Genomic DNA, 18,046 nt, shown 5'->3' with positions numbered 1-18,046 from the left:
TTCAATGAGGTTGAATAGGTCAAAACCATTATTATCGCTGGTTATTTTGACTTTTTCAGGTTTTGTATTTCTCTTTGTAATTCTTCGATTTTTTTGCCCTGTTCCTGAACGGTTTGTAATAAAAGGGGGATTAATTCATTATAATTAACAGATTTATAGCCGTCATTATCGGTGCTTACGATGTTGGGAAGTACTTTTTCCACTTCCTGAGCAACAAGACCATACTGAAGCTGGGCATTTCCCCCTTTCTTTTTTCCTGTTTCATTCCAGAAGTAGGAGACTGGTCTTAGCTTGTTGATGATTTCGTTAGAAGATTTCAGGTTTGTGATATTTTGTTTCAGTCTTTCATCAGAATTATAATCAATGGCACTTGCTTTTACGGTTCCGGCAACATCCAGTTTTGCAGAAGCAGAAGGTGTAGTTCCAATCCCTACACTGCCAGTTCCGGAAAAGACAAGATTTTTCCCATTAAGATCTACATTTCTTGAAGCTAAAGGTGTTGTGATAGAGCCATCTGCAGTATAAATATTGGAATTTATCCCCATGCTTTCCCAATCAGTTCCATTCCAGAAATAATATCCCGGTTGGGTAATTCTGGAGACTTTTGCAGTAGGAGAAGCTGGTCTGGCGGTAGCATAAATCATCAGTGATTCCGTTCCGGGTTGGATGCTTGCCGTCATGGTTTGAATCTGGTCTCCGGTAAGTCTGGGAATCATAAGCCCTTCGGTCTGTGAACTTCCATCTGTTTTAGCAGTGATATCCAGAGTAGCCTTAGGATCGGGAGTGTTTATTCCGATTTTACCTCCGGTCTGGGAATAGAGTAATGAGCTGATGGAGGTGCTTCCAATAAGGCATAGCCTGAACATTGCAGAATGAGTCTTCTGCAGAAAAGTAGAGTTTTGCATAGTTTCTTTAATTGTTTTTTACTTGAGTAGATTAAATTCTTCCTTAGTGTGAGGAATGGAATATGTTTTTAATAATAGTTTTGGAGGTTTCTATGAATTCGTTCGACCTGTAGAGTTGGCTCGTAAGGATAGAGCTTTCAAAAAGGAGATAAACATGGGCTGCTAATGCCTCATTCTTCATTTCGTCATTGAAGAATATTCTCAGCTTATTCTTGTGATAGCGGAGAGCAGAATGAATTTCCTCTTTCTCAGCAGGTATTTCAGATAAGATATTCCAGAAGCTGCAACCTCTGAAATCTTCTTTTTCATTCATATAGATAAGGAAGTCAAAACATTTCAGAATCTTTTCTTCAGGGGATGTAATTCCGGAGATAAAATTTTCCAGTTCAGATACCCAATAGTTGTATCTTTTGTTGAGAAATTCAATACACAGCTCATCTTTTGACTTAAAATGCTGATAGAAGCTTGCCTTTGAAACATTAGCTTCTTCTATAATCTGATTGATTCCGGTACTGTTAAAACCTTGCTTGTGAAACAGAAGCAGGGTAGTACTTAATATTCTTTCACGAGGTCTGGACATTGGTTAATGTTTTTCGCAAATTTAAACAAAATATGAACAGACTGGTATGTTTGTTAAAAAATCTTAAATATTATTACGAAAGATGAAAGAAATAAGCGAATTAGATAGATGATTTAATACGTAAAGTGCAGATTGTAAGAGAAATAATATTTATATGCATGGCATTGTTTTTCTTTTTACACAAACCCTTTTGCATAATAAAGCTGTATAAGGAAAAATAGTAAAGTAAAGAACCACACCACATAAGGATGATAACGAAAATTCTCTTTAAGAATATGATGCAGGGCTTTAAATAGTTTGAAAAGACCAATTATTCCTATGGCAAAAAAACAATGAAAATAATAAAAAAGAGATAGTCTCTGGAACTGTAGGCCCCGGAACTTGCAATTTTATCAAGATGATCAATATAGGATTGTACATCCACGGTCTGCCCAAGGAACATCGCTGAAAAAATCAGAATAAAAAATGGAGTAGAAGTATAAACAGTAGTGTAGATAAAAGAAAAAAGTAAAGTACGGAAAGCTGCCGTATTCACTTTCTCTTTTTTATACCATAGCAGTATGACACTGAATACTACTGCTGTAAAATTATTTGTCAGGAAAATAAATAAGGCTTTTTCAATCATACTCAGCCCTTTGATCTTCGACAGGAAATTGTGTTGTCCGCCATAATCCATTAAGAGTACAGATACAATCACTGAAGTATATACGGAAAGTTTGATGGGTGACAGATAATCGTGAAATCGTTCAGTCTCTTCTTTCTCCATTTCATGAACGGACAGATCATAGCAACGGCGGGGATCCTGAAACAATTTAAAAATAGTTATTGGGACCAACAGTATTTCAATAATAATCTGAAGACACAGTTTCTCGAAACTGTCAATCAATTTTTCGAACATACACCAGGTGTTTAGGGAACAGGTTTACTATGCAATTTAATCATTTTTAAATTGCATATCCCTAAAACCAGTAATTTAAAGTGTATTTATTTCGGAAGCCCTTTCTTCAAAGCTATGTTGGCTCTTTCAACAGACTTTCTTTCCTTCCAGTCCATGTATCTTTTTTTATACCTGCCTTTCATGAAATTGTCAAAATTACGCTGAACAGTAAGATTCCACAGAGAATGAGCTTTTACAGCCCAGCTTTTATCCCATGCACGCAGAGAAAGAGAGAAAGAACCATCCAGATATTTCATCCAGTGCCACCAGCCGGTAGGCATGAACAGGGTATCACCATGCTCCAGAAAACATTCTATCCCTTCAATACCATCCAGAGCCGGGAATTTTTCAAAATCAGGGTTGGAAATATCGTAGTCTTCCAGTGCATAAGTAGCATAAGGAAGTTTATACAAACGGGTTTTCCACTTGTATTCAAAGAGAAGAACATGTTTTCTTCCGTTGAAATGAGTATGGAAGATATGAGGCATATCAATATCATAATGAAGGAACGTTACAGAACCTTTACCACCGAAGAACATACTCGGATATTTATCCAGAAATCCCCCCATCAGATTCTTAGGCGGAATATAATCATCCAACAATTTAGGGGCAAATTTGATAGGGTCAAAAAAGAAGATTCTTAAATCTGTAGGCTCTCTTTGGATCAGGTCAACGTATTCACCAAATGGCATTTTGGTAGTAGGAGTGTTGATGGGTGCTGCAGGATCTGCTTTAGCACTGTCATATAAAGGAACAACAACATCACCAACTACTTCTTTCATATACTCCATGGTCCATTTTTGATATGCAGGCCATTTTTTAGCCATGTTTTTAATGACCACAGGTTTACGAGGCTTTAAATATTTTTCACGGAAATCTTCCTGTGAAATGTCATCTACAATATCAATCGGTTTAAGAAGTATGCCCATTTGTTTCAATTATTCGGCTAAAGTATTAATAATTTATGATAATAAGTGTAAATAATTTTGTTTATCTGGAATTAATATAAATAGATGGGAAAATAATCTGTCAGTTCCCTTTATAAAGTCATTGTTAATGATGCTGTTTACGTATTTTTTGTTTAAAAATAAATTTGATTGTTTGAAAATATTATTTGTAGAATAAATTTATGTATTTGGGATAAAAGTGAGTTTTAAATTTTTGTCATCATATTCAGAATTAATGGCCTTCTCTTAGCTTCCAATTCTTATATTTGATGTATGAAAAAAGTACGTCTGTTAGCATTATTTTTAGTTATTTTCAATACCGGTTACCATGCACAAATGAAATCTCTGCCTAAGATTGAATCAGGAGTTTCGTACGAGTTGGCTCAGTATAGAAAAAGTACATTAAATGAGATTAAATACGAACTCAGTCTGAAAATTCCTGAAAGCAAATCAGAAAGGATATCCGGAACTGAAGTTCTTCGTTTTCAGTATAAAAAACAAAACGAATCTCCACTGCTGATAGACTTTAAAGAAGATCCATCTTCACTTTTATCTGTATCAGTAAACGGACAGACGATAAAACCGGTTCTGGAAAATGAACATGTGGTTATTGATGCCAAATACCTGAAATCAGGATCCAATCAGATTAATTTTAACTTTCTGGCGGGAAACAGTGCATTGAACAGACGTGACGGATATCTCTATGCTTTATTCGTTCCGGATCGTGCACGAACCATGTTTCCATGCTTTGATCAGCCTAATCTGAAGGCTAATTATTCCCTGACTCTTACCATTCCTGAAAAATGGAGTGCCATAGCTAATGGAAAATTAAATGAAACTACTGTATTGAAAGGGCAGAAGACGTTGAAATTTAATCAGTCAGATCTTCTGCCTACCTATCTTGTCTCCTTTGCTGCCGGAGATTTTAAAAACCATACAGAAAAGATCAGTCAGCAAGACTCCAGAATCTTATATCGAGAAACTGATTCTGCTAAAATTAGTAACAGCATGGATTCTATTTTCAGCCTGTATCGCAATTCTCTTGCCTATTATGAAAAATGGACTGGTATTAAACATCCTTTCCAAAAACATGGGATGGCAGCGATTCCGGATTTTCAATTTGGAGGTATGGAGCACCCGGGAGCCATATTATTTCAAAATTCAACGCTGTTTCTGGATAAGAATGCAACACAGAACCAACTTAACAACCGTTCCAATTTGATTGCCCATGAAGTGGCTCACCTTTGGTTTGGAGATATGGTAACGATGGACTGGTTCAATGATGTCTGGATGAAAGAAGTTTTTGCCAACTTTATGGCAGATAAAAGTACCGGAGCATCTTCAGATAAAAGCGTGTATGATCTGAAGTTTCTAACCACTCATTTTCCGGCTGCATATTCTGTAGACCGTACATTGGGTGCAAATCCTATCCGCCAGGTTCTGGATAATCTGCAGAATGCAGGAATGATGTATGGGCCTATTATTTATAACAAAGCTCCGATTATGATGAGACAGTTAGAATTGCTGATCGGAGAAGAGGAGTTCCAGAAAGGAGTAAGTGAATATCTTACAAAATATGCCTTTAATAATGCAAGCTGGCCGGATCTTATTGCCATTCTGGATAAACATACTCCAAAAGATCTGCAAAGCTGGAACAAAGTATGGGTAAACGATCCCGGAAGACCTGTTATTGATTATGACGTAAAATATAAAGGTTATACAATAGAGCGTTTTATTATTACTCAAAAACCGGAATATGGGAAAGAACCGAAATTATGGCCGCAGGAATTTGAAATCAGTTTATTTTACGCCGACAAAATTGAAAAGGTTAAGGTAAAACTTGATGGCCAACAACAGGACATTTCCGAATTAAAAGGAAAAGCAAAACCTCTGTTTATCCTGCAAAACTCATCAGGAATTGGCTATGGAGTATTCAAAACAGATAAAACTGTCATACAGAACTTTTCTTTGGTAAAAGATCCTATCAACCGTGCCAGTGCCTATATTTCATTATACGAAAATATGCTGAACAGCTCAGGAGCCGATACTCATGAATTACTGAACTTTTTTGCAGAACAATTACCAAAAGAAACTACCGAACTGAATCTCCGTTTGATTACGGGCTATATTTCCTCTATTTACTGGAACTTCTTACCTGAAAATACGAGACTGAAGGAATCCGGAAATCTGGAAAATGTTTTTTGGAAAGCATTACAGGTACAGACGGCTAAAAACAATAAGAAAATCGTATTTGATGGCTATCAGAGTATTTTCCAGTCTAAACAGGCGTATGATAATCTGTACAGCATCTGGAAATCTCAGACCCCACCGCAAGACGTATCGCTTAATGATGAAGATTTCACCAACCTTGCCCTTGCGCTGTCATTAAGAAATACAAATAATAATGATTTGCTACAGGAACAGCTGACAAGAATTAAAAATCCAGACCGTGTGAATCGTTTTAAAATCATTATGCAGGCTGCCTCATCCGATCAGAAAATGCGTGATGATTTCTTCAATGGTCTTATGCAAAAGCAGAACAGGACCAATGAATCTGCTGTGGGTTCAGCATTAGGCTATCTGCATCATCCGTTAAGACAACAGACTTCTATTCATTACCTTCCAAAGAGTCTTGAAGTTTTACAGGAAATACAGAAAACAGGTGATATATTTTTCCCGGATAATTGGCTTCGTTCTACATTCAGCAGCTATCAGAATCCAAAAGCGCTTGAAGAGGTGAATCAGTTCCTTCTGAAAAACCCTGATTATAACGCTATTCTGAAAAATAAAATTTTACAGGCTACTGATAATCTGCGAAGAGCTCAGAAATTGGTGAAGTAATAGCAAACAATATGAAGTATTATGCAGATGTAAATAATGAGTATTTAGCAGAGTATTTAGATTCTGAAATATTAGATCATTTTACAAGCTCATGGTTCTTTTATGACAAAAGTGAAGAATTCAGGCTTGCAGAAGTATTGGATATGGATGGAAATGTGCTTTCTTTTTTATGGGAATATTCGGATGGTACTTTATTAGAAAAAATAGATCAATGGAAGAGAGCATTGAAAAGAAATCATATTGAGTTTTCTTCAGATGTGAAAATCCGTCACCAAGACTATTTATGCTCGGAAAAGAAAGTGTATCTGGATATCGTTGAAACTGATTTTAAAGGTGCTGATGAAGCATTTAAAGACTTTTCTGCGTTTAATATTGCTAGAAATTTAACCCAGTTTATTGTTGATGAAAATATGCAGATAGATGATTTGAATTTAAATTTTCTTGATGTTGATGATCCTTTAATCCGATTTACAAACTGTATAAAAATGGTAGATTCCAAATGGTTACGAGCTGTTGCTTTAAATGGATACCATCACAGAGGAGATCTGATAAAAGTATTCATTCACAAAAAAGGAGACCGTTTCTTACCTGAAGGGAACCAACTTGAGTATGAGGTTTTTGAAAATATATATGTAGCGAATTCTCTCTGCTGGAAGTAGTTTTTTGTATTTGATGTATAGTACTGCTTTGAGCAGAGTTCTCCCATTTTTCAAAAAATGGTTATCTTCGGCTTCGTAAAAAAATGATATGCAAGTATATGAAGGGATTTCTGTGGGGTTGTATCTGTTATTAATGATAGGTATAGGCATATATTCTTATAGAAAATCAACAAACAACTCGGAAGAGTTTTTAATTGGAGGAAGAAAAATGGGAGCGGCTGTTACGGCACTTTCTGCAGGAGCTGCGGATATGAGTGGCTGGCTGTTGATGGGAGTTCCGGGTGCAATGTATTTATCCGGTATTTCCAGTTCTTGGATTGCGATAGGGTTAACACTTGGAGCATTTCTCAACTACATTATTGTGGCACCAAGGCTTAGGATTTACACCGAAGTCGCACAAAACGCCATTACGCTACCCGTATTTTTTGAAAACAGGTTTAAAAATAAAAACCATCTTTTGAAAATTACATCTTCCATTTTTATTCTGGTATTTTTTACCCTTTACACATCAGCAGGAATGGTATCCGGTGGAAAACTTTTTGAATCTGCTTTCGGAATGGATTATACCGTAGGATTGCTGTTAACCAGCTTAGTAGTGGTTTTATACACGTTTTTAGGTGGATTTTTGGCCGTAAGTCTTACGGATTTTGTGCAGGGAACCATCATGGTACTGGCTTTGGTAATTGTACCTATTGTTGCCATTACTCAGATTGGAGGAGTAGGAGAAACCCTATCGCTGATTGAAGCTAAAGATCCAAAATATCTGGATTTATTCAGAGGAACAACTACAGTGAGTATTGTATCTTTACTGGCTTGGGGATTAGGATATTGTGGCCAGCCGCATATTTTGGTTCGTTTTATGGCTATTGATAAGCCAAAAGACCTGGTGAAGGCAAGAAGAATTGGGATTACATGGATGATTTTTACCGTTGCCGGAGCATTAGCTATTGGCCTGGTAGGAATTGCTTACCTGCAGAAATTCGATATTGAAACCATGATGAAATTTGATGGATCAAAAACAGAAGCAGAAACTATTTTTATCTACTTCTCCCGTATTTTATTCCATCCGTTTATTGCAGGATTCTTATTGACAGCCATTCTTGCAGCCGTAATGAGTACTATTTCTTCTCAGTTATTGGTAACTTCAAGTTCATTAACGGAAGATATTTATAAAGCTTTCCTAAATAAAAAAGCAACTCCAAAGCAACTTCTGGTAGCCAGCAGACTTTCCGTTTTATTGGTCGCAGTAATTGCCGGGCTTTTATCGCTGGATCCTAAAGACAGTATTCTTAATCTGGTAGGAAATGCGTGGGCAGGTTTCGGTTCAGCATTCGGACCACTGATTCTGTTATCTCTTTTATGGAAGAAAACAACTTGGCAGGGAGGTTTAGCAGGAATGTTGGTAGGAGGAATTACAGTATTGGCATGGGTATATCTTCAGCATCCATTGAAAGACTGGTATGAAATAATTCCGGGATTCATCCTTTCTTTACTGACGAATATTATTGTATCATTAGCTACTTATAAGCCTGATACGGTAATTGAAAATGAATTTAATGAGGTTAAAAAGATTATGCAGGAGCCATAGTGGTATCTGAAATAAAGTATAAAAAACAAACCCTTGCCGAAAAGCGAGGGTTTTGTGTTTTTTATAAGTAGGAAGCTGGGTGCTGGAAGAGGGATGTAATTAGAGCCTTAAAAGCAAGTGTGTATTTCTGATTTTCAGAAGTTACAGGCAGGATAAAAACTTTCAGCATACCACTTCCAGCTTCCTTACTCTATGACACCATTGGGCTCTCTACACTGTATTTTGCGAATTCTCCACGGTCATGGTATCCGAAAACTTCTATTTCTGGATGCTCTTTCATCAGTGTTTTTATTTTTTCCATAGATTCAAGGCGTCTGGTATTGTCATCGGCTCTGGCTTCAGCTAACTGACCTACAGGATTTTGCTCATCTTCCAGTTCTGCTCTCAGATAATACGCATCCCCGATATGGAAGAACCATTTTCCTTCCCATTCTACAGCTATCCCACAATGTCCGAGCGTATGTCCGAATAGGGGAATAAGATAGATTTCAGTCTTCAGGGAAGATTTTACTTTTCTTGCCTCAAATCCAAACCATTGTTCATCAGATATTCCGTATTCTTTAATGGTAGGATTGTGATCTAAATGACTTTCAATATAACGAGGATTGTCACTGTAGAAATTAATAAGTTCTTCCGCTGAAACATGTACGGTAGCGTTAGGGAAATCGGCAAGCCCGCCGGTATGGTCGGCATCCAGATGACTTACAATACAGTCTTTTACATGGGCTGGGTTTAATCCCAATTTCTGAATTTGCTGAAAAGCTGTAATTTCCATATCAAACTGAAAACCTGCAAGCTCTATCAATTCATTGCCAATTCTTTCATTAGGGCTTTCCACATCCTTTACACCCACTCCGGTATCAATCAGTAGAAGATGGTCATCCTCTTCAATCAACAGGCAGTGCCCAATAACATCATCATGCATAGGAGTGACTATTTTTACACAGTTGAGATGGTGCATTCTCTTCATATTTTTCAATAGTATTTTAAGGTTATAATTCTATTGAAAAAATACAAATTATAAGTAGAATTTCCTTTTAGTTTCTGATGAATACTATGCTTTTTAGCTTAATTCATGATTTCCTGTAAAAGTTTTCCAAGGTTTAAATGGAATTTAATTATTTTTAAATAATCATCAATGGAAATGAAGTAAATATCACTCAGCATAGGAACTGTTCTGATGTTAGTAATTGCTTTATTTTACAATTTTGGTGGGCTGAATGTCTATCTTCTCCATAAGATGAACCGTTCTGAGCTGCCTGAAAAATATAAAAGCTATCAGAATATCTGCAGTACTGAATCTATTTGATTCGATCATGAAATACAACTGATGAGAGATGGTTTCCTGAAGTTTAAAGGCGAACTGAAAAAGTAATTTGTATTTTTCAGATAAAAGTCTCAACTTTCAGCTTTTTACAACCGATGAAAATACACTGTATTTGATAAGCTCACTCAATAACCTTTTATAGATACCACCAGAATTCTTTGAAAAAACTAATCAGCCATTTTAAATTCAGATTCAGCCAGAGCTTCAGGATACTCAACCTGAATCCAAAAGTTAGTATTCCTGTATTATTTGTTTTGGGAGCTCTGGTAGCTGTAAAACTGCCGGAACACTATTATTATCCAGTTTTATTTTTTATACTTACAGGTCTTTTCCATGGAGAAAGGAAAGATATTCCCTTTTTGAAGAAAGTTTTTGTACAGAGCTGGCGATGGGTTATTCTGCTGGAAACAACAATCATGTACACGGTCTTATTATTGGGGAATATCAATTATAAAATTGAAAAAACAGGGCTAATTTTCTATTTGCTGATTATTGTATTAGCCTTTATTCCGCCAAGAACAAAACCCTGGTTGAACCTGGGATGGGATTTTATCCCCAATAGTCTGTTTGAGTGGAAAGGCTTTTTGAGGAAAAATAGTTGGAAAGTAATTCTTGGATTTATCATTGTTATGTTTTCCTCTTACCATCTTATAACCCTGATTCTGGTGGGAACTTTTGTGCTGGATGTTATTTCCCCTGTTTATCAGCCGCATGAGAGTAAAGAAACGCTTGAAATGTACTTTAAAAAGTATACACTGAAGGAAAAGATAAGAAAAAACACCTTGTTTTTCAATATACTTCTTTTACCAGTCTGCTGCTCCTTTTTGATCTTACATCCATATGAGAGTTTATATATCCTGTATTACCTGGCTTTTATGAACATGTATCTACTGTTGATTCTAATCAGAAAATATAAAAATTATAACCATAAAAATAAAGAAAGCGATTACAATATGGGAGTCTATTTTGAATACTTCCTGTGCAGTATGACCATTATTCCCGCTCTTTTTTTGCTTACATCAGGGATGAAAGAGGCTAACCAAAATATTAAAACCTATGTTGGAAATTAAAAATGTAAGTGTAGAATTTAAGAATCAGAAAGTTTTAAATGATCTGAGTTTATCCATAGAAGAAGGCTGTATTTTGGGAATTCTGGGGAAGAACGGAGCTGGAAAGACTACTCTGTTTGAATCTTTATATCAAAGCCTGTCATTCTCCGGCAATATTATCTGGAAAGGTGAACGTTTACAGCGCAGACAAATCTCTTACCTTGAAACAGAAAACTATTTCTATCCTTATATGACAGGAGAAGAATATCTGTCTTATTTTTCATCTAAAAAAGAAGATGAAATAAGAGAAATCATTGAGAAGTTCAACCTTCCACTGAAAAAATATGTACAGTATTATTCCAGTGGAATGAAGAAAAAACTGGCTCTTGTTGGGATGCTAATGTTGAATAAGCCGATTAATATTCTGGATGAACCTTTCAATGGAGTTGATTTTGAAGGAGTACATCTCCTGTATGATATTATCAGGCAGCTAAAATCCGATAATAAAATAGTCATTATTAGCTCTCATATTATTGAGACCCTTTTTCATACCTGTGATAAAATTGCTTTGCTGCAAAACGGAAGCATTCAAACAATATACAATAAAGAAGATTTCAGTCAGCTGAATGCACTCAGGTTTTAAAATAAAGTTTTATTATTATTTAGAATGTTTGGTTTTGATATGTTTGTTTAATGTGAAATAAATTCATTAAATTTTTAATAATGTGAATTGTTTTCAATAACCAGTGATTAATTTGTGTTTTTTTTATTACATTAGCTTCACAAACTAATAACTTATCTATTATGAAAAATTTAAAGAAAATTGGAAGAGAAAATTTAAAATCAATAACAGGTGGACGTTTGATTATACCACCAGATTGTACAATTTGTGGCTGCCCTGTTGGAACAAAAATTTGTCACTATGATAATGAAAATATGACAGGTGGCGGATGTGGTAGTATAAGATGCGGAGTCCTTTAAATAAAATAATAAAAAGTCCTTTCAGTTTTTGAAAGGATTTTTTTGATTATAAATTTAAAACCTGTATTTCCCAAATTTCTTTTTTAACAATACTATAATTATTGTTGAAATAATACAGATTATACTGGAGTTTGTTACATTCTCAATTCCATAATGAGCAATCCAGAAGCCTCCCAATAAAGTTCCGGCAGTGACAGCAAAATTTCCACAGGACGTAAAAATACTGTTGATGAATTCTGAAGAACCGGAAACAGAAGAAGTCACATTGATATTGCTGATAAGGAAACCTCCGGAGTGAATCAACCCCCAAAATGTGATAATCCAGACCATAGGAATAAAATAACTTCCATAAGAATAGATCAATAAGTGAATAACAGCCAGTAAAGTCAGAAATAGGCAAGTAGTCAGAAAAGGAAATGCACTCATGTATTTTCCTGCCAATTTATTTCCTAAAATTCCAACGGTACCAAACATAAAGAGCATGATGCTGATCTGTTTTCCGCTCATATGCGTTACATTTTTAAGGAAATCAGCCATATATCCGTAGGTAGAATACATTGCTGCAATGGTAAAAAATGCGGTGAATAAACCGAACCATAGATTTTTATTCTTAAATATTTTAAGATCAAACATCATTGAAGTTTCTGTTTCTGTTTCTGTTTCTGTTTCAATGGCAGGCAGTAGAAACTGAACTCCGATTAAGGCAATACTATTGATGAAAGCGGTTAATAAAAATGATGACTGCCAGGAGAACAGATCAGACATTAAAGTCGCTAAGGGAACTCCTAATACTGTTGCCAGGGTAAGTCCGGAAAAAATGATACTCACTGCCTTTGATTTGTCAGTGGGATCAGAAGTCTTTTCAGCAACAGATAAAACAATGGACCAGTAAACAGGATGGAAAAAAGCAGGAAGCATTCTAACGATCAGCAATGCATAGAAATTTCCGATATAAGCAGAAAGAATATTAGCTGCTGCAAAAATTAACAGAGAAGAAATAAGCAGATTCTTTCTTTTGAATGAGGATAATGCAATGAGCATAAAAGGACCAAAAACAGCTACAATTAATGCAAAAGCACTCAGAAGCCAGCCTGCCTTTTCAATGGAAATATGGAATGCGGATGCAATTTCCGGCAATACTCCAATTACTCCAAATTCAGTTGTAGTAATTCCAAATACACCCAGTGCAAGTACATAAAGATTTCTTTTCGATTTCATAATTTTTTGTGCAAATTTGCAGAATAGACTATCAGAAAACTATATACTTACCTTTTAGTTCTATACTTACCTTTTGGAAAGTGTGATTAAAAAAAACAATACTATGCCTCAGTTTTTTCACGATAAAAGATTGTATTATACTCCCATCGAATTTGCTTTAAGCCATATTGGCGGAACCTGGAAAATGCCTATATTGTGGCGATTGCAGGAGAAACCGCTTCGTTTCAGCGAACTGAAAAAAGATATTCCCCATATCACAGATAAGATGTTAACCAGTCAGCTAAGAGAGCTGGAAAGCAAGGAAATGATTCATCGTGAAGTGTTCCCCGTTGTTCCGCCAAAAGTAGAATATAGCCTTACTGAAAAAGGAAAAAAAGCAATTCCTGTGATTGAAACCATTATGAAATACGGCTATGACCTGATTCAGGATGCGGGAATTACCTTTCCACCTAAGGAATAACTGATTTTTCAGTATTCATTTTCATAAAATTAAATTACCTTTACAATGATTCCGATAGACTCAATATTCCATTGAGTTAATAGTGGAATTGTTACTTTGTTTCTCAATATTCTCATTTTTAGGATCTTCTTTGATTCCAAACTTTATATCGCAAGTATTTTTTTAATACTGTAAGCAAGATATCTTCTCTGATCCTGTTTTTTCCATTCAATCTCACGAAATAATATAAACTCCAATAAAAATTGAAGATGAAAAAAAATAATACCTTTCAAAAACTTTATATCCTTACCGGTGGTCCTGGGGCAGGAAAAACCACACTCTTAGAAGAGCTACATGATGTAGGTTTTACTACTGTACCTGAGGAAGGAAGAAGAATTATCAAAGAACAGCTGGATTCCAATGGAAATGGTTTACCCTGGATGAATAAAGAACTTTTTGCTGGATTAATGTTTGATGCCTCTGTAGAAACCTACCAGAAGATGATCCAAATTTCCGGAGCTGATCCTGTTTTCTTTGATCGCGGAATATTGGATACGATTGGTTATCTCAAACTGGAAAAAATTCCCGTTCCTAAAGAAATGGAAATAACAGCCCGTGAAATGATGTACAACAAAAATGTATTTATTCTTCCGCCCTGGAAAGAAATTTATGAAAATGATCCGGAAAGGAAACAAACGTTGGAAGTAGCTGAACGTACTTTTGAATGTATGTATGAAACTTACCGGGAATATGGATATCATCTTATTGAAGTTCCCAAAGTAACTGTAGAACAAAGAATTAAATTTATTCTTACTACGGTTGAAACACCTTTATAAACTATAATTTTTTATCAATTTTTTATTCCTGATTTCTCTTTTTTGTAATTTTGAAAGACAGTTAAATCCATTCTAAAATACAATGAGTTACCCATTTGAAAAAGAACTTATACATCTTGCAGATTATGATCTTGCAGTGAGAGAAAGACTGTCTTCTGAAGGGAAACTGTCGGAAGGGTATCATCCTGAAATGGAATGTGTTCATAAAGCCAATGCCGAAAGGCTTAAGGAAATTATAAGAGAGATTGGATTTCCAACCATTTCAAAGGTAGGGCAGAAAGCAAGTGATGCTGCTTGGCTTATTATTCAGCATTCCATTGGTGAACCTCAGTTTATGAAAGAATGTTATGTATTGATGGAGGAAAGTGATCATGATATCAATCCTAAAAATAAAGCCTATTTGTATGACCGGATTCAGGTGTTTCAGGGAAAACCTCAGAAATATGGAACTCAGCTTATTGCCAGCGGAATTCCTTTTCCAGTGGAAGACAGAAAGAATCTGAACAGCGAACGGGAAAAAGTTAACCTGCCACCATTATCAGAAGAAGAAATGAATCAAATCCCCGATCCGGAAGAAATCCCAATCATTGAAAGCAAAGATGAAGGCTATTTAGTTTGGAGAAAGAAAGTAGGATGGGTGTAAAGTTTGAGGTTCAAAGGTTAAAGTTCAATGTTGAGAGTTAAGTATTTTTGATTACTCATTACTCATTCTTATTTCATATCTACAAAAAAAAAAACGGACCGAAGTCCGTTTCCTTATTATGATTTATACTATAGATTTCAAATCTACAGTTCATCATTGTGTTCTTTTATTTAAACAGGATGGAAATAAATAATCCAGCCAGATACAGTCCAATGCCATAAATTAGATGGGCCTGAAGGCTTCGAAGTCTGGCAGTAGTAGGATTAGGCAGTTTAGAGGCCGCAATACCAAAACCAAAAGCAGGCTGCATCATGAACCATGGTGCCAGGGTTGTTGCAAGACCAATAAAAATAGCCGGGAAAGCGGTAGGGTATACCAGCCATTCTTCTCCCCAGATTAAAAGTAAAACAAAGGCAAATGCAATTCCAATAGAGTAGTGAGCGAGCCATCCGAGAGCTTTTTCTCCCTGAACAGGAGTGGCTTGTATAATATTCGGATGACTGAAAACTCCATCTTTGAAATGTCCTATCCATCTTCCCAAAATGCGATAGTCAAGAGAAGGAATATTCCATAATTTCTTGATGATAAGAGCATACACATCCATAAAGATGGTTGCTCCTACACCAAGTAACACAGCATCAATTAACACATTCATTTTTCTTCAGGTTTATCTTAAACTGATTAATTTCTCTTCTAAGGCGGCCTCAGAAAGGACTCCTGAACTGCGCCACACCTCTACATTATTTTTTAAAACCACAAATGTAGGAACAGATCTGATTCCGTATTTAATGGCAAGCTCCTGCTGCTCATCTACATCTACCTGATGTACATTCAGCCAGTCTTCCAATTTTTCTTTTAAAGTATTTACTACAGGCATCATCATTTTGCATGGATAGCACCATTCAGCATAAAACTGAAAAAGCATCAATGAATCAATTTCCTGTACGTTCTGATTTCTCTCTGTCATTGTTGTAAAATTTATTGATACAAAATTAGAGAAGCCTTATACGGTTTTACTGACACAAATCAGAGTGAAAATGGTACAAATCAAAGATTTTTAAGGGAGGGAAGCTGGGAGCGGGAGGCTGGAAGTTATGGTCATCTTTTATAACAGTTGTGTTTCCTGATTTTAAATAATATTTTATGTTTTTAACCGGTTATTTTTCGCATAAGCATTTCTAAAGGCCCCTGTTTGAATTTTTTAGCCCAGATTTTGCTGAAATAAATACTGAGAATAAAGAATCCTATGGAATACAGGAGAATATACAGCGGATCCAGGATATCTTTCCCGGCCATCACTTCTGAATAATCTTTCCCTTGAAAAATAGCCAATACAATAAGACCGATGCTTAAATGAGAGACATAGTGGGTGAGCGTCATCTGCCCGGTTCTTGCCAGGTCTATAGCCCATTTTTTTCAGAAATATATTGGCTGATGAACATAAAACCCGTAATAAGCATCATTCCAAAGCCTATTGTATTTAAGAGAAAAGGAAGTACTGGCGGAATATAATCTGCGTGAATGAATTCACGAATCTCTGTACTGAGTTTCATAAAGGAAGTTCCATAGCGGATTCCTTCAACAAAAAGATATAAAATAAGGCCTGTAATGAATACTTTTTGCTGAGTGTGTTTTAAAGTCCAGTCAAGTCTCCCCAGATAAAGACCAATTGCGAAGTAGGCAAACCAGGGAAATATAGGATTCCAGCCATTGTAAAATGTATTTCTGATAAATCCAGAAACTGTCCAGAAATTCGGATATTCAAGAGTTGCCAGATTCCATCCGGTTTCAAAAGGAATCACCAGAAGTAAGATGTGAAAGATCACGATAAAAAGCAAAGCAGCAATCAGATAATACTTTTTGTCCATAAATACCAGTAAAGCGCCAATACTCATATAGCCACCATAAAGATGCAGAATATCTGCAGGCCACCAATAACAAAACAACATTCCGAATATCAGAAGGAAAGCTGCTCTTTTAAGAATAGTATAACGGAGCCTTTTTCTATCTTCCACGGTATATTCTTGAAGTCTGTTGGTCATCAGGGCTACTCCCATCCCAGCAAGGATTACAAACACAGTGCTGGAATGTCCGCTGAAAAGCACCAGAAACTTTCCAAGAAGTGAGGAATCATCATGATTTCCGAATACCATATTAAAATTGACAATAAACATCCCGAAAATGGCATAAGCCCGGGCCAGATCAAATCCGATGATTCTTTTTTTCATACTGCATAATAATTTGCAGCAAAAATCAAGATTAAGGTTGGTGATTCCTTTGATAAAAGTCAAAAAATGAGGAAGGCTGGAAGAGTGGAGATGGAAGTTATTGAGAACCGTTAATTTATATTAGTTTTTGTTAATTCTAAAGATATAAAAAGGTATCAAACCTAGTAGTACTTCCTGTCTCCAACTCCCAGCTTCCCTCTTTTTTACTTTTTAGCCCGAATTCTACTCAGTGTTTCCAGAGAAACCCCAAGATAAGAAGCAATATGAGTAAGTTTCAGATGGTGAAAATATTCGGGAGATTTTTTCAGAAGCTGTTCATAACGTTCTGTAGCATTCAGAGCATGGAAATCAAAAAGGCGGTCTTCCAGCCAGATAATGTATAGTTCTGTGAGGAGAATATCATATTCAGTTAATAAAGGGAATCCTTTTTTTGCAGTTTCAAATGCTTTATAATCTACTGTTTCTACTGTAACATCAGTAAGACATTCAATGACTTCTTTGCTTGGCTTTTGATGAATATAGCTTTTAAAGGAAATAGCAATATCATTTTTAAAGAAAAACTCACTGGTTACTTCTTTTTTGTCCGTGTAAATAAATTTTCGGGCTACACCATCTACAATCAGGCTGCTTTTTCTGCATATCTCACCTTGTTGTAACAGAATATCTCCCTTCTTAAGTTGCTCAGTAACCGTTATTTCTTCGAGTATCTTAAGGGTTTCTTTATCAAACCGTGAAATCAGGGACTGAATTTTCTCAATGTGTTCTGTCATGATAGACTTTTATCTTTTAAACCTTTATTCAAAAATACTGAATGCAGGTTTCAGTTTTATCAACTCTGGTGAAATATTCTCTATATAAGGTAAGCAAC

At 35.8% G+C, this 18,046-nt stretch carries 20 protein-coding genes; 9 read left to right on the top strand and 11 right to left on the bottom strand.

Annotated features, from left to right (window positions below; translation table 11 throughout):
• Window positions 1–41: 41 nt before the first annotated feature.
• From BOQ64_RS02405 to BOQ64_RS02390, 4 genes are all read right to left on the bottom strand, one after another.
• Window positions 42–905, bottom strand: a complete 864-nt coding sequence (locus BOQ64_RS02405) for a tail fiber domain-containing protein (protein WP_129056343.1) — start codon at window positions 903–905, stop codon at window positions 42–44.
• 43 nt (window positions 906–948) lie between these two features.
• Complete coding sequence (locus BOQ64_RS02400; protein WP_129056345.1) at window positions 949–1,485, bottom strand: TetR/AcrR family transcriptional regulator; 537 nt, start codon at window positions 1,483–1,485, stop codon at window positions 949–951.
• Between the two features lie 316 nt (window positions 1,486–1,801).
• Window positions 1,802–2,383: a hypothetical protein gene (locus tag BOQ64_RS02395; RefSeq protein WP_228448085.1), complete on the bottom strand. Its 582-nt coding sequence runs from the start codon at window positions 2,381–2,383 to the stop codon at window positions 1,802–1,804.
• An 86-nt stretch (window positions 2,384–2,469) separates the two neighbouring features.
• Window positions 2,470–3,351 (bottom strand): cupin-like domain-containing protein, encoded by an 882-nt coding sequence (locus BOQ64_RS02390; protein ID WP_129056347.1) that lies wholly within the window; start codon window positions 3,349–3,351, stop codon window positions 2,470–2,472.
• A 291-nt stretch (window positions 3,352–3,642) separates the two neighbouring features.
• Here BOQ64_RS02390 and BOQ64_RS02385 point away from each other — a divergent pair, with 291 nt between their 5' ends.
• The 3 genes from BOQ64_RS02385 (at window position 3,643) to putP (ending at window position 8,457) form a co-directional block, all read left to right on the top strand.
• Window positions 3,643–6,210, top strand: coding sequence for a M1 family aminopeptidase (locus tag BOQ64_RS02385; protein WP_129056349.1), 2,568 nt, complete (start codon window positions 3,643–3,645; stop codon window positions 6,208–6,210).
• Between the two features lie 11 nt (window positions 6,211–6,221).
• Window positions 6,222–6,869 carry a hypothetical protein gene (locus BOQ64_RS02380; RefSeq protein ID WP_129059624.1) on the top strand — a complete coding sequence of 216 codons (648 nt, stop codon included), beginning with the start codon at window positions 6,222–6,224 and terminating at the stop codon, window positions 6,867–6,869.
• A gap of 88 nt (window positions 6,870–6,957) precedes the next feature.
• On the top strand, window positions 6,958–8,457 hold the full coding sequence (gene putP, locus BOQ64_RS02375; protein ID WP_129056353.1) for a sodium/proline symporter PutP: 1,500 nt from the start codon (window positions 6,958–6,960) through the stop codon (window positions 8,455–8,457).
• Window positions 8,458–8,647: 190 nt separating this feature from the next.
• Here putP and BOQ64_RS02370 read toward each other — a convergent pair whose 3' ends face one another.
• A complete protein-coding gene (locus BOQ64_RS02370) occupies window positions 8,648–9,427 on the bottom strand; it encodes an MBL fold metallo-hydrolase (RefSeq protein WP_129056355.1) in 780 nt (259 codons plus the stop codon).
• Between the two features lie 515 nt (window positions 9,428–9,942).
• Here BOQ64_RS02370 and BOQ64_RS02365 point away from each other — a divergent pair.
• From BOQ64_RS02365 to BOQ64_RS22965, 3 genes are all read left to right on the top strand, one after another.
• Window positions 9,943–10,854 carry a hypothetical protein gene (locus BOQ64_RS02365; protein ID WP_129056357.1) on the top strand — a complete coding sequence of 304 codons (912 nt, stop codon included), beginning with the start codon at window positions 9,943–9,945 and terminating at the stop codon, window positions 10,852–10,854.
• A complete protein-coding gene (locus BOQ64_RS02360) occupies window positions 10,841–11,476 on the top strand; it encodes an ATP-binding cassette domain-containing protein (RefSeq protein ID WP_129056359.1) in 636 nt (211 codons plus the stop codon). The genes BOQ64_RS02365 and BOQ64_RS02360 overlap by 14 nt, the downstream gene beginning before the upstream one ends.
• A 161-nt stretch (window positions 11,477–11,637) precedes the next feature.
• Window positions 11,638–11,814, top strand: coding sequence for a bacteriocin-like protein (locus tag BOQ64_RS22965; protein WP_164975726.1), 177 nt, complete (start codon window positions 11,638–11,640; stop codon window positions 11,812–11,814).
• A gap of 54 nt (window positions 11,815–11,868) precedes the next feature.
• Here the strand turns inward: BOQ64_RS22965 and BOQ64_RS02355 are convergent, their stop codons facing one another.
• Window positions 11,869–13,032: an MFS transporter gene (locus tag BOQ64_RS02355; RefSeq protein WP_129056361.1), complete on the bottom strand. Its 1,164-nt coding sequence runs from the start codon at window positions 13,030–13,032 to the stop codon at window positions 11,869–11,871.
• 103 nt (window positions 13,033–13,135) lie between these two features.
• Between BOQ64_RS02355 and BOQ64_RS02350 the strand changes: the two genes are divergently transcribed.
• The 3 genes from BOQ64_RS02350 to BOQ64_RS02340 all read left to right on the top strand — a co-directional run bounded on the left by BOQ64_RS02350 (window position 13,136) and on the right by BOQ64_RS02340 (window position 14,950).
• Window positions 13,136–13,492, top strand: coding sequence for a winged helix-turn-helix transcriptional regulator (locus BOQ64_RS02350; RefSeq protein ID WP_129056363.1), 357 nt, complete (start codon window positions 13,136–13,138; stop codon window positions 13,490–13,492).
• Between the two features lie 248 nt (window positions 13,493–13,740).
• Complete coding sequence (locus BOQ64_RS02345) at window positions 13,741–14,307, top strand: AAA family ATPase (RefSeq protein WP_129056365.1); 567 nt, start codon at window positions 13,741–13,743, stop codon at window positions 14,305–14,307.
• A gap of 82 nt (window positions 14,308–14,389) precedes the next feature.
• Window positions 14,390–14,950: a DUF6624 domain-containing protein gene (locus BOQ64_RS02340; RefSeq protein ID WP_129056367.1), complete on the top strand. Its 561-nt coding sequence runs from the start codon at window positions 14,390–14,392 to the stop codon at window positions 14,948–14,950.
• 166 nt (window positions 14,951–15,116) lie between these two features.
• Here BOQ64_RS02340 and BOQ64_RS02335 read toward each other — a convergent pair whose 3' ends face one another.
• The 5 genes from BOQ64_RS02335 to BOQ64_RS02320 all read right to left on the bottom strand — a co-directional run bounded on the left by BOQ64_RS02335 (window position 15,117) and on the right by BOQ64_RS02320 (window position 17,948).
• On the bottom strand, window positions 15,117–15,605 hold the full coding sequence (locus BOQ64_RS02335; protein ID WP_129056369.1) for a DUF2938 domain-containing protein: 489 nt from the start codon (window positions 15,603–15,605) through the stop codon (window positions 15,117–15,119).
• 12 nt (window positions 15,606–15,617) lie between these two features.
• A complete protein-coding gene (locus BOQ64_RS02330) occupies window positions 15,618–15,917 on the bottom strand; it encodes a thioredoxin family protein (RefSeq protein ID WP_129056371.1) in 300 nt (99 codons plus the stop codon).
• Between the two features lie 182 nt (window positions 15,918–16,099).
• Window positions 16,100–16,330 (bottom strand): DUF418 domain-containing protein, encoded by a 231-nt coding sequence (locus tag BOQ64_RS23590; protein WP_262708722.1) that lies wholly within the window; start codon window positions 16,328–16,330, stop codon window positions 16,100–16,102.
• A 20-nt stretch (window positions 16,331–16,350) separates the two neighbouring features.
• On the bottom strand, window positions 16,351–17,178 hold the full coding sequence (locus tag BOQ64_RS02325) for a heparan-alpha-glucosaminide N-acetyltransferase domain-containing protein (protein ID WP_228448083.1): 828 nt from the start codon (window positions 17,176–17,178) through the stop codon (window positions 16,351–16,353).
• Window positions 17,179–17,381: 203 nt separating this feature from the next.
• Window positions 17,382–17,948 (bottom strand): Crp/Fnr family transcriptional regulator, encoded by a 567-nt coding sequence (locus BOQ64_RS02320; protein WP_129056375.1) that lies wholly within the window; start codon window positions 17,946–17,948, stop codon window positions 17,382–17,384.
• Window positions 17,949–18,046 lie beyond the last annotated feature (98 nt).

The sequence above is a fragment of the Chryseobacterium sp. CH25 genome, from assembly GCF_004119455.1.
In the GTDB taxonomy this organism is placed as follows: Bacteria; Bacteroidota; Bacteroidia; order Flavobacteriales; family Weeksellaceae; genus Chryseobacterium.
Note: the sequence above shows the minus strand (reverse complement) of the source record. Positions and strands in the feature narration are given on the sequence as shown.